This is a genomic window from Cronobacter sp. EKM101R (assembly GCF_963888145.1).
Taxonomy (GTDB): domain Bacteria; phylum Pseudomonadota; class Gammaproteobacteria; order Enterobacterales; family Enterobacteriaceae; genus Cronobacter; species Cronobacter turicensis.
Genome location: NZ_CAWPHW010000003.1, coordinates 36,723 through 53,900, shown reverse-complemented (window position 1 = coordinate 53,900; position 17,178 = coordinate 36,723). Strand labels below are relative to the sequence as shown.

Annotated in this window: 20 protein-coding genes; 4 read left to right on the top strand and 16 right to left on the bottom strand. The window is 53.9% G+C overall.

The annotated features are described in order from the left end of the window. Nucleotides 1–165: 165 nt before the first annotated feature. The 4 genes from AACV31_RS04870 to AACV31_RS04855 all read left to right on the top strand — a co-directional run bounded on the left by AACV31_RS04870 (nucleotide 166) and on the right by AACV31_RS04855 (nucleotide 2,952). On the top strand, nucleotides 166–669 hold the full coding sequence (locus AACV31_RS04870) for an immunity 42 family protein (RefSeq protein WP_105538458.1): 504 nt from the start codon (nucleotides 166–168) through the stop codon (nucleotides 667–669). A gap of 264 nt (nucleotides 670–933) precedes the next feature. Further along, on the top strand, nucleotides 934–1,320 hold the full coding sequence (locus AACV31_RS04865; RefSeq protein ID WP_165156360.1) for a hypothetical protein: 387 nt from the start codon (nucleotides 934–936) through the stop codon (nucleotides 1,318–1,320). Nucleotides 1,321–1,469: 149 nt separating this feature from the next. Next, nucleotides 1,470–2,093 (top strand): histidine phosphatase family protein, encoded by a 624-nt coding sequence (locus tag AACV31_RS04860; RefSeq protein WP_165156362.1) that lies wholly within the window; start codon nucleotides 1,470–1,472, stop codon nucleotides 2,091–2,093. Nucleotides 2,094–2,184: 91 nt separating this feature from the next. Then, entirely contained in the window at nucleotides 2,185–2,952 is a 768-nt protein-coding gene (locus AACV31_RS04855; protein WP_165156364.1) for a COG4705 family protein, read from the top strand. A gap of 41 nt (nucleotides 2,953–2,993) precedes the next feature. Here AACV31_RS04855 and AACV31_RS04850 read toward each other — a convergent pair whose 3' ends face one another. The 16 genes from AACV31_RS04850 to AACV31_RS04775 form a co-directional block, all read right to left on the bottom strand. Continuing rightward, nucleotides 2,994–3,380 (bottom strand): RidA family protein, encoded by a 387-nt coding sequence (locus tag AACV31_RS04850; RefSeq protein ID WP_075198971.1) that lies wholly within the window; start codon nucleotides 3,378–3,380, stop codon nucleotides 2,994–2,996. A gap of 91 nt (nucleotides 3,381–3,471) precedes the next feature. After that, the gene (locus AACV31_RS04845; RefSeq protein WP_105538456.1) at nucleotides 3,472–4,392 is read right to left on the bottom strand and encodes a LysR substrate-binding domain-containing protein; all 921 of its coding nucleotides are present in this window, start codon (nucleotides 4,390–4,392) and stop codon (nucleotides 3,472–3,474) included. A 111-nt stretch (nucleotides 4,393–4,503) separates the two neighbouring features. After that, a complete protein-coding gene (metC, locus tag AACV31_RS04840; RefSeq protein WP_165156366.1) occupies nucleotides 4,504–5,715 on the bottom strand; it encodes a cystathionine beta-lyase in 1,212 nt (403 codons plus the stop codon). 69 nt (nucleotides 5,716–5,784) lie between these two features. Further along, nucleotides 5,785–6,969 carry an aminotransferase-like domain-containing protein gene (locus tag AACV31_RS04835; RefSeq protein WP_007767346.1) on the bottom strand — a complete coding sequence of 395 codons (1,185 nt, stop codon included), beginning with the start codon at nucleotides 6,967–6,969 and terminating at the stop codon, nucleotides 5,785–5,787. A gap of 172 nt (nucleotides 6,970–7,141) precedes the next feature. Then, nucleotides 7,142–8,419, bottom strand: coding sequence for an amino acid permease (locus tag AACV31_RS04830; protein ID WP_075198968.1), 1,278 nt, complete (start codon nucleotides 8,417–8,419; stop codon nucleotides 7,142–7,144). 370 nt (nucleotides 8,420–8,789) lie between these two features. Further along, nucleotides 8,790–9,719 (bottom strand): LysR family transcriptional regulator, encoded by a 930-nt coding sequence (locus tag AACV31_RS04825; RefSeq protein WP_105596934.1) that lies wholly within the window; start codon nucleotides 9,717–9,719, stop codon nucleotides 8,790–8,792. A gap of 174 nt (nucleotides 9,720–9,893) precedes the next feature. After that, complete coding sequence (locus tag AACV31_RS04820; RefSeq protein ID WP_007767356.1) at nucleotides 9,894–10,040, bottom strand: DUF2474 domain-containing protein; 147 nt, start codon at nucleotides 10,038–10,040, stop codon at nucleotides 9,894–9,896. A gap of 13 nt (nucleotides 10,041–10,053) precedes the next feature. Next, nucleotides 10,054–11,058 (bottom strand): cytochrome d ubiquinol oxidase subunit II, encoded by a 1,005-nt coding sequence (gene cydB, locus AACV31_RS04815; RefSeq protein ID WP_075198965.1) that lies wholly within the window; start codon nucleotides 11,056–11,058, stop codon nucleotides 10,054–10,056. Then, on the bottom strand, nucleotides 11,055–12,470 hold the full coding sequence (locus AACV31_RS04810) for a cytochrome ubiquinol oxidase subunit I (RefSeq protein ID WP_075198964.1): 1,416 nt from the start codon (nucleotides 12,468–12,470) through the stop codon (nucleotides 11,055–11,057). The genes cydB and AACV31_RS04810 overlap by 4 nt, the downstream gene beginning before the upstream one ends. Before the next feature lie 123 nt (nucleotides 12,471–12,593). Continuing rightward, nucleotides 12,594–13,115, bottom strand: coding sequence for a carboxymuconolactone decarboxylase family protein (locus tag AACV31_RS04805; RefSeq protein WP_032807677.1), 522 nt, complete (start codon nucleotides 13,113–13,115; stop codon nucleotides 12,594–12,596). 40 nt (nucleotides 13,116–13,155) lie between these two features. Continuing rightward, nucleotides 13,156–13,479, bottom strand: coding sequence for a thioredoxin (gene trxA, locus AACV31_RS04800; protein ID WP_007767363.1), 324 nt, complete (start codon nucleotides 13,477–13,479; stop codon nucleotides 13,156–13,158). Nucleotides 13,480–13,523: 44 nt separating this feature from the next. Further along, on the bottom strand, nucleotides 13,524–14,546 hold the full coding sequence (locus AACV31_RS04795; RefSeq protein WP_165156368.1) for an alcohol dehydrogenase catalytic domain-containing protein: 1,023 nt from the start codon (nucleotides 14,544–14,546) through the stop codon (nucleotides 13,524–13,526). A gap of 28 nt (nucleotides 14,547–14,574) precedes the next feature. Beyond that, a complete protein-coding gene (locus tag AACV31_RS04790) occupies nucleotides 14,575–15,702 on the bottom strand; it encodes a flavin monoamine oxidase family protein (RefSeq protein ID WP_075198961.1) in 1,128 nt (375 codons plus the stop codon). After that, nucleotides 15,689–16,342 carry a cupin domain-containing protein gene (locus AACV31_RS04785; protein WP_255492475.1) on the bottom strand — a complete coding sequence of 218 codons (654 nt, stop codon included), beginning with the start codon at nucleotides 16,340–16,342 and terminating at the stop codon, nucleotides 15,689–15,691. The genes AACV31_RS04790 and AACV31_RS04785 overlap by 14 nt, the downstream gene beginning before the upstream one ends. 86 nt (nucleotides 16,343–16,428) lie before the next feature. Further along, nucleotides 16,429–16,770, bottom strand: a complete 342-nt coding sequence (locus AACV31_RS04780) for a carboxymuconolactone decarboxylase family protein (protein ID WP_075198959.1) — start codon at nucleotides 16,768–16,770, stop codon at nucleotides 16,429–16,431. Nucleotides 16,771–16,787: 17 nt separating this feature from the next. Further along, complete coding sequence (locus tag AACV31_RS04775) at nucleotides 16,788–17,069, bottom strand: hypothetical protein (RefSeq protein WP_007767381.1); 282 nt, start codon at nucleotides 17,067–17,069, stop codon at nucleotides 16,788–16,790. Between the last annotated feature and the right edge of the window lie 109 nt (nucleotides 17,070–17,178).

The following is a 17,178-nucleotide window of genomic DNA, read 5'->3' as shown; positions in this document are numbered from 1 at the left end:
TAGCGATCATAACAGTAGGGCTGACGTGATGCGCTAAGTCCGCTGAGAGTTCAGTGACTTCTTAACAGATGATAAAGAAAGGTGATTATAATCATGACAGATAAGTTAAAATCAGGCACGCTTTGGGGCTTTTTAATTCAGAGCTTACGTCGTAGGAAGAAATAAATGATTTTCGGAAAGCCTTATGAATTTGCTGTTTTTTATGAAGTGTTAGAGAAAACAGAAGATGAATACTGGAAATTTGGTGTGTTTATTTTCTTTATTGAGGATGAAATATATCCAGCGAAAGGATCTAATTATACCTTGCCAATGAATATAGGCTATCTGAAAGAAAGCTATAAGGAAGTAATGGAGTGCAGTGTATTTGAGGATTTAGACTTTTCAATTGATGCCCATGTTTTATTAGAAATAATAGCTCACTCACACGGATTAGTGCTTGAAAGCGATCCTAAAGATTTTGAACTTCCTCCTGTAAATAATATTGGCGTGTTTTTAAGCCCTGCGGAAGTAGTTGATACTGGATTTTATTTGTTTTATCTTGCAGTGAATAACGAGCAAGAATGTCTTATATATAGTGCTGATTATGGTAAAACAGCCCAAAAAATTTTCTTAAATGCTGGGGTTGTTAGTAGTGTGTTGGGAAGCTTGCCAAATAAAGAATTAATTTAGATTTTTTTAATTTTAAGTTTTTTATTTGAGGCATCGTCATTTATCCCGCTACACTGCTAATGGTACACCTGTCATTGCGTGTATTGCTGATAAAACCGGGGGTAGCAGTTTTTCTCACTTCGTTGTTGTTGATGGTGTTACGACGCGAAACGGTATATCCGTTGTAGCAATAAGGGATCCTTGGGGCAAGCAGTACTTTAGTCCTGTAAGCACATTCGAGAAAAATTTTACTGGGGATGTGGTTGTCCCCAAAGGTTGGCAAAAATGATATTAGAAGTTAATTTTCCGGATAATTTAATTACTGGACAGTTATCAGAACAAAAGAATATACCATGTGTGATTCAAGTATCAGATAAGTTCAAAGTCCTCTTTTCTACCGTAGTTCCTTGTACAGAAGGGATTATTCACGAATGGGACAGAAAACTCTTAGAGGATCGTGCACCAGCAAGAGCTGGCGGTATATATACCCATAATGAACCTGCTTTAATAACGTTAAATAAAAAAACAGAAGATAGTTATACAGTAATTGAATTGTATGTTTTTTATAATGATTTTGGATGGTGTCCGATAATAATAGATGGGGATTATGCAGTTCCAGTTCAATTTTGGGATAGTGATGAAGACGATCCTGGTTATAAGCCGAAAAGTTAGTGGGGATATTCCCTCGTTTGTGCCGTTAGGAAATAAGAACTAGTACGTCAGCGTTCTTGAGCTTATATAACAGGATTATAACTTGAATAAACTTTAACTCGCTAACGTATGATGGCAGAAATAATCGACTAATAGGTGGAATGTATCCCATGAACCTTATCCTTATTCGCCACGCTGAAACAGCGTGGAACCGTGGCGGACTCATTCAGGGACGTCAGGACAGCGCGCTGACGGCCCGTGGAGTACATGAAACCACAGCGCTGATAACCGCTCTGGCGGACGATTTCCCCTCTGTTGACATGGTGTACACCTCGCCTGCGGGCCGCGCGCGCCATATGGGTGACGCCATCGCGAGCCATTTTCGCTGCCCACTCTCTGTTGAGCCGCTGGTACAGGAGCAGGCGTTCGGCGATTACGAAGGCCTGTCGCGGGTGCAGTTACAGCGTGATGATCCCACCAGCGCAGAAGCGCTGTTCTCAACGGATGCCGCATTTACACCGCCCGGCGGGGAATCGCTCGCGTGCGCCGCGCAGCGTCTGCTGTCTTTTATTCACCATAATCTTGCTGCAACCTCACACACAACCTGCTGTGTCGTGACGCACGGGCACATCCTTCAGGGGGCGCTGGCTATTCTCAAAGACGGCAAGATGGATAACTTTCCGCGCTATGCGCAACCGAACGCGAGCTATACGCGTTTAAGCGTCGCTTCCGGCCGATGCGAAGTCATTCAGTGGGGCATCGCGACCCATTTGCGACACCTGTCACAAACGTAAAAAACCTTCCCGCTCTTAAGTCTTCCTTAAGATTAATCCTATAACTTCACTCTGGATCCTGCCCCTGTCGGGCCGTACCGGAGCACACTTTATGCAAAACAATACCTCTGCGCTCAGCAAAGTTCCTGCCGTCACCGCCGCGTTCTGGTTGACGAAAATCGCCGCGACCACGCTGGGTGAAACCGGCGGCGACACGGTCACGATGTCGATGGATCTCGGTTATCTCACCGGCACGCTCATCTTCGCGGCGATCTTCCTCGCGGCGGTGTTCGTACAAATCCGCCATCACAGCTTTAATAAGTGGATCTACTGGTTCACGGTGGTCGCCACCACGACGGTCGGCACCACGCTTGCGGATTTCGCCGACCGCTCATTAGGTATCGGTTATCTCGGCGGTACGGTGTTGTTGAGCAGTCTGCTGGTACTTTCGCTTCTGGTCTGGCGCGTGACGTGCGGCACCATTGCCGTGGATTCGGTAAACAGTGTGCGTACCGAGAGCTTCTACTGGGTGACGATTATGTTCTCCCAGACGCTCGGCACGGCGCTCGGCGACTGGACGGCAGACAGCGAAGGCTTCGGTTATGACGGCGGCATCCTGCTGTTCGTGGGCGCACTGGCGGTTATCTGGCTGGCGAGCCGCTTTACTTCGATTTCTCGCACCGTGCTGTTCTGGGCCGCGTTTATCCTCACCCGTCCGCTCGGCGCGGTGGTGGGCGACTTCCTCGATAAACCCATCGCCAAAGGCGGGCTTGAGCTCAGCCGTTACGGCGCGTCTGTCACGCTGGTGGGTATGATTCTGGTTTGCCTGTGGGTCTTTCCGCATCGCGCGGCGCTGAAAAAACGCGCGCCGGTATTCTGATGTCACACTGCCCGCGGCACGCGCCGCGGGCATCGCTTACGTTACTCCTCGGTATAGGCGATAGCCTCAATCTCTACCAGCGCGTCTTTCGGCAGTTTTCCGGCCTGAATACAGGAGCGCGCCGGCGCGCCTTCAGCACCAAAAAACTCAGCATACACTTCATTAAACGCCGCGAAGTCTTCCATGCGCGCCAGGAAACAGGTGGTTTTAATTACCGTTTTCAGCGAGGCGCCGGATTGCTCCAGAACGGCTTTTACATTCAGCAGAGACTGGCGGGTCTGTGCTTTTATACCGCCTTCCGGGAACGCCATCGTGCCAGGGTCCAGCGGGAGTTGACCAGAGGTAAACACCACATTCCCGAGCTGTACGCCCTGGGAATACGGGCCGATCGCGGCGGGGGCGTGTTCACTGCTGATGATTTTCTTCATTACTTGCTCCTTTCAGAAACAGGGCGCCCCTGACCACGCAGGGGCCGCCTCACGGTGGAAAAATCGTTAATGGAACAGGAGAGGGCGCGCCTCAGGAAAGCTCTATATCCGGTAGCATGCGTAAACAGGTGTTTTTGACGATATGCACAAAATCCAGCGCGTAGTGGGTCTCCAGCAACTGCGGCACAGAAGCCAGCCAGACCTCCGACATCAGCTTATTTTTCGTGACCGAGCGGGCTGTGACATATTTCTTGTTTACGTATTCCGCCACCGCCCAGACCGGCAACACCGCGATACCGCGATGGCTTGCCACCTGTTGCACGATAGACATCGTCAGCTCCGTCGTTCGCCGTTGGGTCGGGATTTTCGCAGGACGGATGATACGGCGGTAAACATCGATACGGTCTTCTGGCACGGCGTAGGTAATCAGCGTTTGTCCGGCAAAATCGTCTGCGGTGAGGTACTCACGTTGCGTCAGCGGATGATCGTTTGCCAGGATTGCCACCATTTCATATTTAAACAACGGCAGGTAATTGACCTGTTCGGTCTCTTCCAGCTCATCGACGATGGCGACATCCGCCCGGTTTTGTAACAACAGGCCTACAGGATCGGGCTGAAAGCCGGGAAGGATTTCGATGTCGACGTCTTCCCACTTCGCCCTGAATGCATCCAGTACCGGCAGTAGCCACCCGTAGCAGGTGTGACACTCCAGCGTGACCCTCAGCATGCCCTGATTGCCACTGGCGATATCGGCAAGATAGCGGTCAGCGCTTTCCAGTTCAGCAAGCACGGTTTCCGCCAGTTGTAATAAGCGGGTTCCTGCGGGCGTGAACTGCAATGGCGAGGACTTTCTGATAAATAGCGATACTTTGTAATGTTCTTCCAGCGTTCTTATCTGATGCGACAAGGCTGACTGGGTCAGATTCAGCGCCAGCGCGGCGCGCGTCAGGCTTCCGGTATTACGCAGCGTTAAAATCGTGTGCAAATGCTTTAAATCAATCGGTATATCCATTAAAAATTCCGCTACGTCGCCTGAGAAACGAATAACATCATTCTGATAACAATAAACAGATTGCGCCAGTCAGGCTGGCGCAATCATAAGCCGGTTCAGGCCGGGGCGTTGTCAGTCCTGATTGTGTAAATGACGCATCGCATTGTTGAGATCGTTAATCAGGTCATCAGGATTTTCCAGGCCAATCTGTAAACGGAACGCTTCGCCTTGATACGGCCAGCGATATTCCGGGCGATCTTTTACCGGGTTGAACGGGATCGCGAGGCTCTCAAAACCGCCCCACGAAAAACCGATGCCGAAATATTCCAGGTTATCGATAAACGCCTGTACCGCTTCCTTTGAATAGCCCGGTTTAAGGACCACGCTGAACAAACCGCTGGATCCGGTAAAATCGCGCTTCCAGATCTCATGACCCGGGCAGGAAGGCAGGGCGGGGTGAAGCACCTGTTCGACTTCGTCGCGTTCTTCAAACCACCGGGCGATTTTCAGCGCCGAGGCCTGGTGACGTTCAAGACGCAGGGCCATTGTTCTCAGGCCACGCTGTGCAAGGTAAACATCATCAGGCGCCGCGTGCAGGCCATACAGATACACCAGGCTGCGAATGGCAGGCCAGGTTTCTTCATTCGTGGTGATGAGCCCCATCTGCGCGTCGGAATGGCCAACGATGTATTTGGTCGCGGCATGTACCGATACATCCACACCGTGATCGAACGGTTTAAAGAACAGAGGAGTGGCCCAGGTATTATCCAGGATCACGCGTGCGTGATGCGCATGAGCGACGCGGGTGATTGCCGGAATATCCTGTATATCGAACGTCTGTGAACCGGGTGATTCGGTAAACACCACGGTGGTGTTTTCCTGGAACAGATCGGCGATGCCTGCGCCAATCGTCGGGTCGAAATAGGTGGCGCTAACGCCCATACGGGACAGCACATTATTCACAAAGCCGCGCGTCGGGCCGTAAACGCTGCTGCTGACAAGAATATGATCGCCGGTTTTTACCAGCGCCAGCAGCGCGCTGGTGCAGGCGGCGAGGCCCGTTGGAACCAGCAATGCGCGATGCCCGCCTTCCAGCTCCGCCAGCGCTTTCTGTACCGCGAAAGTAATGGGCGTCCCGAAACGGCCGTAGTACATCACTTCATCTTCAGCATCATGAAACAGCGCCTGGTGGCGTGTCTCAAGCTCCTTACAGGTCTTAAAAATCACCGTCGAGGCGTGATAAACCGGCGGGTTTACTACGCCGCCGAAGACATCCGGATCGAAAGGACCGTGACAGATATACGTTTCCGGTGAAACCTGCTTATCGAAGCTGTGATTAGACATCGTAAAATTCCTCATCTACTGCATTTAATTCCAACGCCTCCACGCCGCCAGGCAGATGCCGGGCAGGGGCTACGTTAACGATATTTTTAATCGTCGGACGGCTTCCTTTAAGTTCTCTTCGGAAGGCGTCACGTATGACATTCTCAGCGTGGAATGGTCTGGGTGGTCTGAATAGAAGAACTCGCCCGGTACAAATACCACGCCATTAGCGAGCGTATTTTTCAGCCATTCCGTTGTGTTGCGGCCATCCTTAAAGGTGGCCCACAAGAACATTCCGCCTTTCGGCTGGTGGAACGTTAAGTATTCGCCAAGCTCCTGATTCAGGGCGTGGCTCAGGGTGTCGCATTTCTGTTTATAGGCCTTTCTGATCCTGTCGATTTGCGCTGGCAGGCGCCCCGTTTGCAGATATTGTTCGGTTAATGCCTGCGAGAGCGCGCTGGTATGCAGATCGGTCGCCTGTTTAAGCGTCACAACCGCGCGTTTTAGCCAGGCGGGTACAATTACCCAGCCAACACGGGTGCCGGGCGCAAGAATTTTCGAAAACGTGGAGGTGTAGATTATGTTGTCGCCTTCGCCCTGTTCCTGCGCATGCGCCAGCAGCGGTTTGTAGCGGGTGTCGCTGAAATTAATCTCGCTATACGGCTCGTCTTCGATAATCAAAAAATCGTACTGTTTTGACAGCGCCACCAGCTGCGCCCTGCGCGCTGGCGTGAGCGTTACGCCGCTGGGGTTGCCGAACGTCGGCACCAGGTAAACGGCTTTGACAGCCTTCTGCTTAACTAACGCTTCGAGTTCATCAATGTTCATCCCGTCGCCGTCGGTGCTTACCGATTCAATCTGCGCCTGCGCCAGCTGGAACACCTGTAACGCCGCCAGGTAGGTGGGTCTTTCGACCACCACGATATCGCCCGGGTTAATCAGTACCCGCGCCAGAATATCCAGCGATTGCTGAGAGCCAGAGGTGATGACAATATCGTCCACTCCGGCTTTCACGCCGCGTCCGGCCATCAACTCGCCAATGCTTTCGCGCAGCGCCGGGAGGCCCTCGCTTAATCCATACTGAAAAGCGTCGTTCCAGTCGGAGGCTAAAACCTGTTCCATTGCCGTCTGAATGCCTTCATGGTCAAACAGCGCCGCATCGGGAATACCGCCGCCTAAAGAGATAACGCCTTCCATTTTGCTGTGTTTCAGCAGCTCTCTGATCGCAGACGACTGAAGATGGCTGACGTGACGGGAAAGTTTACTTAATGACATATCGCAGGCCCTTTCTATTTATCGTTTTTTCTTAGTATCACATGTCTGTGTTTTTGATAATGCTTTTCTTAATTTGTCCAGGGTGCGTCTGTCATTTTTCGAGTCATCATTAATCCTGTTCATGATGACCCGCTATATTTTTAATGATCGTCAGTCGGCCGCTTCAGTGTGGTTATGAAAGCAGCATGACAAACGGTCCGATACACATCAGTATCCCGATGAGAATGACGTAGTAAACCGAGAAGCCGCGAATATCTGAAAATTTCTGGTTACGCAGGATAATAAATCCGGGGACGATGCAACTGATAATGCCATACGTCACGCCACCAAAAACAAACACTTTCAGGATCGGGAAGTTCGTTAATACGATAAGCCACAGGATAAATACCACCATCAGGAAAGCAATCAGTGAATGTTTGTTTGCATTGGTATCCTGATGTTTAAAAATTTTCTGCGAGGCGAATTTGATAAGCCCAAGGAAGGACTCATGTACCGCCAGATAAATGCCCAGAAATGCTGTTACGATAGAAAACACATTCAACACCACGCTCATGATTTTTACGGTGGTGCCTGGGATCACATTGGCTGCCAGCGCCAGCGCTGAAATGTTTTCGTGATAAGCACGTAATGCGTCGGCTTCGCTGATCGACAAAATAATCGAGATGACAAACAGCAGTACCGTAGTTACTAAGATTAAATAAGCAACCTTATGCACACGGACAATTTTATATTTGGCAATCTCTTTATTCTGCTCGCGCTTTTTATAAGCGATATTCATCGGGTTCAGGATCTGCACGAACATGATCGAGAAGATAGCGAACGGCAACGTCGGGAAAGTGCCCATGACCAGCGTGCTGGCGGACGGCAACGCGCTGATGTTGTCCGGGTTCCAGAACGGGATCACCACAAACCCGATAGAAACGATGATTAACAGCTTAATGGCGATCATACTGCCAGAGACTTTAAACAACAGCTTTTCACCTTTAGAGGCAATCAGCGAAAGCGTGGTGATTAATAACAATGACCACCACCAGTGATCCGATAATGTCTGTGTGGTCAGCCCAAATGTTTTAAGATACGACGCACTGTCATTAGTGATCGCCAGCGCATACTCTACCATCGATTTTAATACTGTGAAGGAATACAGCCCGCCGAGAAAAAGCCCCCAACGGTTACCAACATAGCTGGTAATAATGCTCAGGTAAGAATCATGTTCATCGCTACGGGCCATCGTTTCGATAAACAATTTTTGCATATAATAAACGGCTGGATAACCCAAAATAACGGCTAATGCGAAAACCCAGACACCTTTAAGACCAACCTGTAACGGGAAGAAAACAATTCCTGAACCAATGGCTGCGCCGATACATAATACGACCCAACCCAAATCATACATCGTAAACGGAATTTTCTTTGTATTTATTACTTCATCATTAATTTCGGATGTCATAGTGACCCCACTATTTCGCAAAACTCAGACTGTAGTCTGAGGATATTTAAAATCACTTCCAGATTTGCTTTTGATCAATAATTAATAATTAAAAGCAAAATTCACGCCTTTATTACAACTCGTCAGGCATAACGCCTGGCGGGTTGAATAAATCAAAGCTTTGCACAGGGCTAATACTATGGCTAAGGAATAATAGAGAAAACTGTTTGCACTTTTGTTCACAACTGAAAGATGCAATAATATTATGACGTGCCCCGCAAAATATAATTATTTATTATTTTAATCTGTGATCGGCTCAAAAGAATTTTCCAGAATTATTTTCTCAAAGAGAATTAAAAATAGTGATATTAATCACATTTAATAATGGGCTTTACCCGCGCTCTTCAACCCACGTTTCCCACGCCCGCCACGGCTGTAAATCCTCCACCAGAAAATCGATGAAAGAACGGACTTTCGGGTTGCGGTATTTGCTCGGGAAATAGAGCGCATACAGGCTGTGCGTGGTGTGCGTCAGCACGCCGTCCAGGCGCAGCGGCACCAGTTCATGGTGTTCAATGTGGCGGGCGATCAGATACGACGGCAGCCAGGCGATCCCCTGACCGCACAGCGCCGCTTTAAGCAGCAGCAAACTACTGTTGGCCTGTACGGGCATCCTGAGTTTCTGTTCGTGCAACGAATGCGGCTCGGTGTGGCGGACAGGCGGGGTGATACCCGGGTAAACGAGGCAGTGATGATGCAGCAGATCCGCCTTTTTCACCGGAACGCCGTTTTTTTCGAGATAAGCTGGTGAGGCGCACCAGGCCCAGCTGATTTTTGATAAGTTACGGGCCGCATAGTTTTGCGGCGGGGTGGTGGTAATGCGCAACGCAATATCGACGTTGTTTTCGTTGATATTGATAAAGTGATCATTCAGATCCAGCACCAGTTCTACCTCCGGGTTTTTCCCCCGGTAGGCTTCGAAAATATCCAGCAACTGCGCGTACCCGAAGGCCATCGAACTGGTGATTTTCAGCGCGCCGTGCGGATGGTTGAAATAGCCGCAGGTCGTATTGATAGCCTCGTCGAACTCCTTGAGTAACTCTGAGGCGCGCGCGACAAAATACTCTCCCGCTTCCGTCAGCTTGAAAGAGCGCGTGGTACGCTGGATAAGCGCCACGCCGAGGTTCTCCTCCATGACCGCCAGGCCTTTACTGATGGCGGAAGGCGAAAGATTAAGCAGCCTGGCCGCTTCAGATAATCCTTTACCCTCGCTGATTTTCACCAGCATCTCGATTTGTTTTATGGTCAGCGGGATGGTCATGGGAATATGTCTGTAAGAAAGGGAAGAGGCAGCCTGACGGGCTGAAAAAGGCATCGTTATATTCATGGAAATTATGTAAGGGACGCCGGGGAACCACAAAGCAGGAAAGGTTTAGAGTAATGATAGTTTTTCTATCAACAGGCCCGCGCTGTGGCACGGGCCGGAAGGGGATCGTTAAACGCGCATACCTGCGGCGGTCATCATCGCCCGAATGCCATAGGAGACAATCGCCAGCCCCAGCACGCTTGCAGACCAGATAAATACCATCCACAACAGCCGTTTGAGCAGGGTATAGCGGGTATGGCCTGTGTGAGAGTGCATCTTCTCCTCCTTATCAGTGATAACCATCGCCAGGCTGAACTTTTCCTCTGAAGACGTAATAACTCCAGAACGTATAGCCCAGAATAAAAGGAATGATGAGCAGACTGCCCACCAGCATAAAGGCCTGGCTGTAAGCGGGCGAGGCGGCGTCATAAAGCGTTAGCGAAGGGGGAACAATCCACGGCCAGATGCTGATGCCAAGCCCCGAGAAACCAAGAAAGAGCAGCAGTAACGTCAGCAGGAAAGGCGCGTAATGCGCGCCGCGTCGGATGGCGCGGAAAATCCCCCAGGCACTGGCCAGCACAAGCAGCGGTACGGGCAGGAACCAGAACAGGTTAGGCAGCGTGAACCAGCGGTGCGCAATGTTCGCATGGGTTAACGGCGTCCACAGGCTGATAACTCCGATCGCCACCAGCAGTGCCAGCAACAGCGGTTTCGCCAGCGCTGACATTTTGCGGTGTAAATCCTCCGTGGTTTTCATGATGAGCCACGTACAGCCGAGCAGCGCATAAGCGATAACCAGTCCAAGTCCACAGAACAGCGAAAAGGGCGTCAGCCATGCCAGCGCCGGGCCCGAATATTCCCGTCCGGTCACCTCCAGCCCGTTCAGCAGCGAACCGACCACCACGCCCTGGCTGAAGGTGGCGAGAATCGAACCGCCGACAAAAGCGCGATCCCAGAAAGGCCGGTGCGCCAGCGTCGCCTTGAAGCGAAACTCAAACGCCACGCCGCGGAAAATCAGCCCCATTAACATGGCGGTCAGCGGCACGGCGAGCGCGTCGGTCACTACCGAATAGGCCAGCGGAAACGCGCCGTACAGGCTTGCGCCGCCCATTACCAGCCAGGTTTCGTTGCCGTCCCAGACGGGGGCGACGGTATTGACCATCACGTCGCGCTCCTGAGGATGACGGTTAAAGGGGAAAATAATGCCGATCCCCAGGTCAAACCCGTCCATCACGATATACATCAGGGTGGAGAAGATAATAATGCCGAACCAGATAAGCGACAGATCGATCATGAACGGTCTCCTTCATGCTGCGTCGCGGCGGAAAGCGGGCGCGCTGGCGTGCGTGGCTGCCCTGGGCCGCCGTGTTCTTTCTCCTGTCCTTCGCCGGGCCGCGGGCCTTTCTGGATCAGGCGCATCATATAGAGATACCCCACGCCGAAAACGGCGCTGTAGACCAGAATGAACGCCAGCAGGCTCAGGCTCATGTGCAGATCGCCGTGCGCCGAGACGGCGTCGCGCGTACGTTGTACGCCATATACCACCCACGGCTGGCGGCCAATTTCCGTGGTGAACCATCCGGCAAGGATAGCCACCAGGCCGGATGGCCCCATCAGCAGCGCGAACCACAGGAATGGCCGCGACTGATAAAGGCGTTTCTTATAGCGCAGCCACACGCTCACCACGCCAAGCGTAATCATCAGCACGCCCATCCCGACCATCACGCGGAAGGACCAGAACACGACCAGCGAGTTCGGGCGGTCCTCTGCGGGGAAACTTTTCAGCGCAGGCACCTGTTTATCGAGGCTGTGGGTGAGAATAAGGCTGCCGAGGTAAGGGATTTCCAGCGCGTATTTTGTGCGCTCTTCTTTCATATCGGGAATGCCGAACAGGATAAGCGGCGTCGGTTCGCCGGCGGTATTTTCCCAGTGGCCTTCGATAGCCGCAATTTTGGCTGGCTGATGTTCAAGCGTGTTGAGGCCATGGCCGTCGCCGAGCATCGCCTGTATCGGCGAAACAATCAGCGCCATCCACAGCGCCATGGAGAACATCTTGCGTACCGCCGGATTATCATTGCCGCGCAGCAGATGCCACGCCCCCGATGCGCCGATAAAAAACGCGCTGGCGAGAAACGCGGCGGTAGTCATATGCACCAGCCGCCAGGGGAAGGAGGGATTAAAGACAATTTTGAACCAGTCCTGCGGCACCACGATGCCGTTCTGGATCAGATAGCCCTGAGGCGTATGCATCCAGCTGTTCGAGGCCAGGATCCAGAAGGTAGAAATCAGCGTGCCCAGCGCGACCATGCTGGTGGCGAAGAAGTGCAGCCCTGGCCCGACGCGGTTCCAGCCAAACAGCATGACGCCAAGGAAACCGGCTTCCAGAAAGAACGCTGTCAATACCTCGTAAGTCAGCAGCGGGCCGGTGATGCTGCCTGCGAACTGCGAAAAACCGCTCCAGTTGGTGCCGAACTGGTATGCCATCACCAGTCCGGAGACCACGCCCATACCGAAGTTGACGGCAAAGACTTTCGACCAGAAATGATAGAGATCCCGGTACGTCTCTTTTTTGGTTTTCAGCCACATGCCTTCCAGCACGACCAGATAACTGGCGAGACCAATGGTTATCGCAGGGAAAATAATATGAAAGGAGACGGTAAACGCGAACTGAATCCTTGCCAGATGAAAAGCATCTAATCCAAACATAATTCCTCTCTTTCCTGTAGCGTGCCAGCGCGAAAGCGTCTGCAATACGCGCCGTGCAGGAGAGCCCGCCGCCGCTAAGCGCGCGGGCGTTCAACAGGCAGAATGAAGGGGGTGAAGCGTTAGCTAAATCGCGAGCGCGACAAGGAAGCGTGACACCATGTTGTAGGCCGCCACGGTGGCGACGGCTTCGACCGTTTTCTCCTCGCCGAAAAAGGCTTTCAGCGTCTGGATGACGGCATCGTCAACGGCAACGCGCTGCGTGGACTGGTCGGTCAGGGTGATAAGCGTCTGCTCGGCGAGGTCAAACAGCGCATGATCCGGGGTGACCTGTTTCAGCGCCTGCGCTTTTTGCTCCGTACCGCCCGCGTTCAGATAAACGGGATAATGCACATTCCATTCGAAATCGGCTTTATTCAGCGCCGCCACGCGCAGCATGATGAGTTCGAGGTACTGGAGATCTAACTTAAATTCACTGCGTACCCGGCCCAGCAGACCATTCCAGCCCGTTGCCAGCGGCACGCTTTTCATCAGCACTCTGTCGATACCGATAAGCTCGCCGTTGGGGCGACGCGCCTGAATAGCGCTGAGGAGTTCCTCAGGAACTGGGTCGCCGTCTTGCCACGGCGTAACGCGAACATGGCTCATGTTTACCTCCTGCAGGTGAATAATTTTTTTAATGGTGTTTTTACAGAGTGAAAGAATGAAGCGCTGCGTCAAAATCGTGGCGTGGCCGCACGCCGGTAAATTCCATCACGACATCGCCGTTGACGAACAGCTTGAAAAAGGGGATCGAGCGGATGCCGTAATCCGCGGCTATCTGAGGATTGTCGTCAATGTTGAGCTTGACGATTTTGACCTTCCCCTGATAGTCACGGGCGAGATCGTCAATCACTGGCGCAACGGTGCGGCACGGGCTACACCAGGGCGCCCAGAAATCGACCAGCACCGGCTGTTCATGGCTTAACACTTCCTGATGAAAATCAGCAGCTGAAACGCTTTTGGCAGACATTTTTTATTTCTCCATTTTTTTAAGAGCGACAAACGGGTAACGGGTTACGGGTTCATCACCAGAACCATACGGAACTTCACTTTGCCGGAGCGCATACGCTGATATGCCTGTGGGGCCTGCTCCAGGGGAAGCTTCTCCGTCCAGGCTTTCACGCGGGTCAGCAGGCTGAAATCGAGCGTTTTTTCACTCTCGTAGGGTGTCCCGGTGATCGCGCCTGAGACGCTCAGCTCTCTGCCCACCATCATGCCGGGCGGCAGTGGCAACGGTTCACGGCCCACGCCCACTACCATCAACTGACCGCGCGGAGAGAGCGCGCCGACCAGCGGCGCCACCGCCTCGCTGTCCGTCAGCGTGGTCAGGATCACATCGGCCCCGCCCAGCGCTTTAATTTCAGTGACGGCATCCTTTTTATGGGTATCGATATATACATGTGCGCCAAGGGCTGACACTTCCTGGGCGATATCCTCGCCGCGACCGACCGCGACGACACGAAAACCCATTTTGTTGGCATACTGCAGCGCAAGATGCCCAAGACCGCCGAGGCCCTGAATCACCACTGTGTCGCCTGCCTGCGCGCGCGATTTTTTCAGCGCATTGAACGTGGCTATCCCGGCGCACAGCAGCGGCGCGGCCTCCAGCGAGGACAGCGCGTCCGGAATGGCGACCAGCCCCGTGGCGCGCGCCAGCATATATTCGGCGTAGCCGCCGTCGCGTGAACTGCCGGTCACCGGCTGGTTCAGGCAGAGGTTAAACAAGCCCTGACGACAGGAGGCGCATTCATTGCAGTGTCCACCGAGGCGGCCCACGCCGACCCGCTGGCCGACGCGTAAATAACCCGGCGCCGCCTCGCCTATGGCCGCGATGGTGCCCACCACCTCATGGCCCGGCACGCGAGGATAAGTCACGCCTTTCTCCATCCCTTCAATAACACCGGCGTCGGCGCCGCAGATGCCGCATGCCTCCACGCGGATTAACACTTCGCCCGGCCCTGGCGTCGGAACGGGTCTTTCCACCAGCTCAAGCTGGCCTGGCGCGGTTACCTGCATCGCTTTATACGTGGCATTCATCGTGATTTTCCTTGCTCTGTAGAGAGGGTTATTGACGGCCAGGGGTGTCATGTGACCGCTTCAGTAACGCGTTAATCGCTTCATCCGCCGCGTCAATCGCGCCCGCGAGATAACCGGGGAAAAGCGGCGACCACTCACTGGCGATGCCCATAAGACGCGCTTGCCATGCGCCGTCAGCGGGTGCGGCAGGGGGCACCGTATGCCCAGGCTGTAGCGTTAAATCGCTTGCGGCCGCGGTAAAAGGATCGTTGGCCCAGTCTTTAATAACATCGGCGATTGGGTGCGCCGCGGCTTCGCCAAACAGGCGCGCCAGCTGGGCCCGACAACGTTGACGCAGCGTGGCGTCATCCGTGGCGCGCCGGGTTTGCGCGGGCACGCCGAGGAAACCAAACAGCGCGTAAACGTCACCTGGCACGCTGACATCGTGGATCTCCGCCATCGGCCCGGCGCCGCTTCGCGCCTCGCCGGATAAACCCTGCTCGCGCCAGAAATCCTGCGTGTAAAACGCGACATACTTCGCGTGCGGCGCCATCCATGTAGCGGTGTTGCGCCACGCGTGAGCGAGCGCGTCGGGCAGCGGCGGGTCGAACGTGATTGCTGCCGCCAGCGCGGGCGGTAGGGCCAGTAGCACATGTCGGGCGTGCAGGCTGTGGGTTTCGCCCTCAGGGGACACGGACTCAATAAGGATGTCTTCGCCCGCCTGCGTAATGCGCTGAACGCGGCGATCCGTCTCTACCCGACCGGGTAAGAGACGGGCCTCCAGCGCTTCCGTTACCCGACGCATGCCGCCACGTACCCGCATGGCGGCGGGAGAAGAGGTATAGCCAGGGTGGCGCGACACCAGATTACGCGCGCGCTCATAGATCATGTCGCCGGTTTCATTCTGCGGGATCAGCGTGACGCCAAGCGTTATGAGCAGCTCGTGCAGCTGCGGCTGGATGGCGGGCCACAGCCAGGTCGCGCCAAGATCGACCCTGTCGTTTCGGCTGGCGGCAGGCGCGTCCGGCGCATCGTCAGGCGCGCAAACCATCAGCCGTCCGCCGGTCATCGGTCGGCCTTCAAGAATGGCGTAATCAATTCCTGTTTTTTCCAGCAGCCAGCCTGCGTACAGCCCGCTTATGCCTGCGCCGATAATCGCAACGTCAGTTCTTTTCATGAATTTTTTCCGGCGTGGCGTCACGCAAATGTCCGGTTTTCACATACAGCAGCGCACCCTGCGTGCCAGCCGTGAGCGGCGGGACGTCATCTGGCGGCAGCCGCAGCCATGTGCCTGCCGGGTACTGCACGTCGTTTTCCATCAGCGTGCCTTCAATCAGCAACAGCTCCACACCGCCTGTGGCGGCGTGGCTGAATACCGCTGCGCCTGCCGACAGCCGCAGCAGACAGACGCTTTCGCGGTCATCCTCATACAGCGGACAGCGGGCATTGTCATCGCCAACCTGCCATGCCCGCAGGTCGTCCGTATTAATACGGACCGGACGCGTCTCCTGCGCCGTCATCTGGCCCAGCTTGACGAAAATGGTCGTTCCCGGATTGCTGGCGGGCTGATGGACTGACCCCGGCGGGTTACGCAGATACCAGCCTGCCGGATAGTGGTTTTCTCCCTCGGAGAACGTGCCTGACAGCACCAGGATCTCCTCGCCGCCAGGGTGCGGATGAGCAGGGAAAAAGGCGTGGGGCGCATAACGGACAATGCTGGTCGCGCGGGCGCGTTCGCCGCCAGTACGATCCAGCATGACACGATCGACCCCGGGCTGCGGTGAGGCAACCCACCGGTAATGCGCAGGGGAAATCATCGCTCGCCGGGAGAAATCGTGATGAATCAACATACTTTTTTCCACAAAGCGTCTCAGGCAACCCCGGAGGGCTGCCTGAAAACGGGTTACTTCGGCAGGGTGTCAAACGCGTCAAGCGCGCGGGAGGAGTAAACCAGCGCCGCGCCGGTATTCAGCGTAATCGCTACCGCCAGCGCTTCGGCGATCTCTTCACGCGTCGCGCCATGCTTCGCGGCCGCTTCGGCGTGCACAGAGAGGCAGCCGTCACAGCGCGTGGTTACGGCGACCGCCAGAGCGATAAGCTCATGCGTTTTCGCGTCCAGGTGACCTGTGCTCGCGTAAGCGCTTTCCATGGCGCCAATGCCTTTCATAAAATCAGGCTGGGACTTGCCAAAGCGGCCAATCGCGGCGCGCAGTTCTTTACGAAGTTCGGACCAGTCAAGGTACATAATTGTCTCCAGGGTAATCAGGCTACGTCGTATACACGCACATCCGGCGCGCTGTTCAGATAAGGCTTCAGCGCCTCGACCACGTCTTCCACAAACAGCGCGGATTCCAGGTAGCCCTGCGCCTGTTGTACTGTGGCGAACCCGTGCAGCACCTGCACATCCTGAGCGCGGATCAGCAGTTCTTTCGAAACCGCCCCTTCAATGGTGTTCAGGAACGGCGCCTTATATTTCTGATAAACGCCAGCCGCCGCAGCGCGGTTTTCTTCACTGATATCAAGCGTGATTTGCAAATAAGCCATGTTTAATTTCTCCATTCACCTTTTCACGGGGCATGACATGGCCCGTGATTGTCAGGGTGCTGCCGTTTCGTCTTTTGTGAAGCGGCACGTTAAAAGAAAAACTTCGCGC

What these genes read in the sequence shown, in the direction of transcription:
- AACV31_RS04870 (WP_105538458.1), top strand. Translation starts at nt 166, where the DNA reads ATGATTTTCGGAAAGCCTTATGAATTTGCTGTTTTTTATGAAGTGTTA.
- AACV31_RS04865 (WP_165156360.1), top strand. Translation starts at nt 934, where the DNA reads ATGATATTAGAAGTTAATTTTCCGGATAATTTAATTACTGGACAGTTA.
- AACV31_RS04860 (WP_165156362.1), top strand. Translation starts at nt 1,470, where the DNA reads ATGAACCTTATCCTTATTCGCCACGCTGAAACAGCGTGGAACCGTGGC.
- AACV31_RS04855 (WP_165156364.1), top strand. Translation starts at nt 2,185, where the DNA reads ATGCAAAACAATACCTCTGCGCTCAGCAAAGTTCCTGCCGTCACCGCC.
- AACV31_RS04850 (WP_075198971.1), bottom strand. Translation starts at nt 3,380, where the DNA reads ATGAAGAAAATCATCAGCAGTGAACACGCCCCCGCCGCGATCGGCCCG.
- AACV31_RS04845 (WP_105538456.1), bottom strand. Translation starts at nt 4,392, where the DNA reads ATGGATATACCGATTGATTTAAAGCATTTGCACACGATTTTAACGCTG.
- metC (WP_165156366.1), bottom strand. Translation starts at nt 5,715, where the DNA reads ATGTCTAATCACAGCTTCGATAAGCAGGTTTCACCGGAAACGTATATC.
- AACV31_RS04835 (WP_007767346.1), bottom strand. Translation starts at nt 6,969, where the DNA reads ATGTCATTAAGTAAACTTTCCCGTCACGTCAGCCATCTTCAGTCGTCT.
- AACV31_RS04830 (WP_075198968.1), bottom strand. Translation starts at nt 8,419, where the DNA reads ATGACATCCGAAATTAATGATGAAGTAATAAATACAAAGAAAATTCCG.
- AACV31_RS04825 (WP_105596934.1), bottom strand. Translation starts at nt 9,719, where the DNA reads ATGACCATCCCGCTGACCATAAAACAAATCGAGATGCTGGTGAAAATC.
- AACV31_RS04820 (WP_007767356.1), bottom strand. Translation starts at nt 10,040, where the DNA reads ATGCACTCTCACACAGGCCATACCCGCTATACCCTGCTCAAACGGCTG.
- cydB (WP_075198965.1), bottom strand. Translation starts at nt 11,058, where the DNA reads ATGATCGATCTGTCGCTTATCTGGTTCGGCATTATTATCTTCTCCACC.
- AACV31_RS04810 (WP_075198964.1), bottom strand. Translation starts at nt 12,470, where the DNA reads ATGTTTGGATTAGATGCTTTTCATCTGGCAAGGATTCAGTTCGCGTTT.
- AACV31_RS04805 (WP_032807677.1), bottom strand. Translation starts at nt 13,115, where the DNA reads ATGAGCCATGTTCGCGTTACGCCGTGGCAAGACGGCGACCCAGTTCCT.
- trxA (WP_007767363.1), bottom strand. Translation starts at nt 13,479, where the DNA reads ATGTCTGCCAAAAGCGTTTCAGCTGCTGATTTTCATCAGGAAGTGTTA.
- AACV31_RS04795 (WP_165156368.1), bottom strand. Translation starts at nt 14,546, where the DNA reads ATGAATGCCACGTATAAAGCGATGCAGGTAACCGCGCCAGGCCAGCTT.
- AACV31_RS04790 (WP_075198961.1), bottom strand. Translation starts at nt 15,702, where the DNA reads ATGAAAAGAACTGACGTTGCGATTATCGGCGCAGGCATAAGCGGGCTG.
- AACV31_RS04785 (WP_255492475.1), bottom strand. Translation starts at nt 16,342, where the DNA reads ATGATTTCCCCTGCGCATTACCGGTGGGTTGCCTCACCGCAGCCCGGG.
- AACV31_RS04780 (WP_075198959.1), bottom strand. Translation starts at nt 16,770, where the DNA reads ATGTACCTTGACTGGTCCGAACTTCGTAAAGAACTGCGCGCCGCGATT.
- AACV31_RS04775 (WP_007767381.1), bottom strand. Translation starts at nt 17,069, where the DNA reads ATGGCTTATTTGCAAATCACGCTTGATATCAGTGAAGAAAACCGCGCT.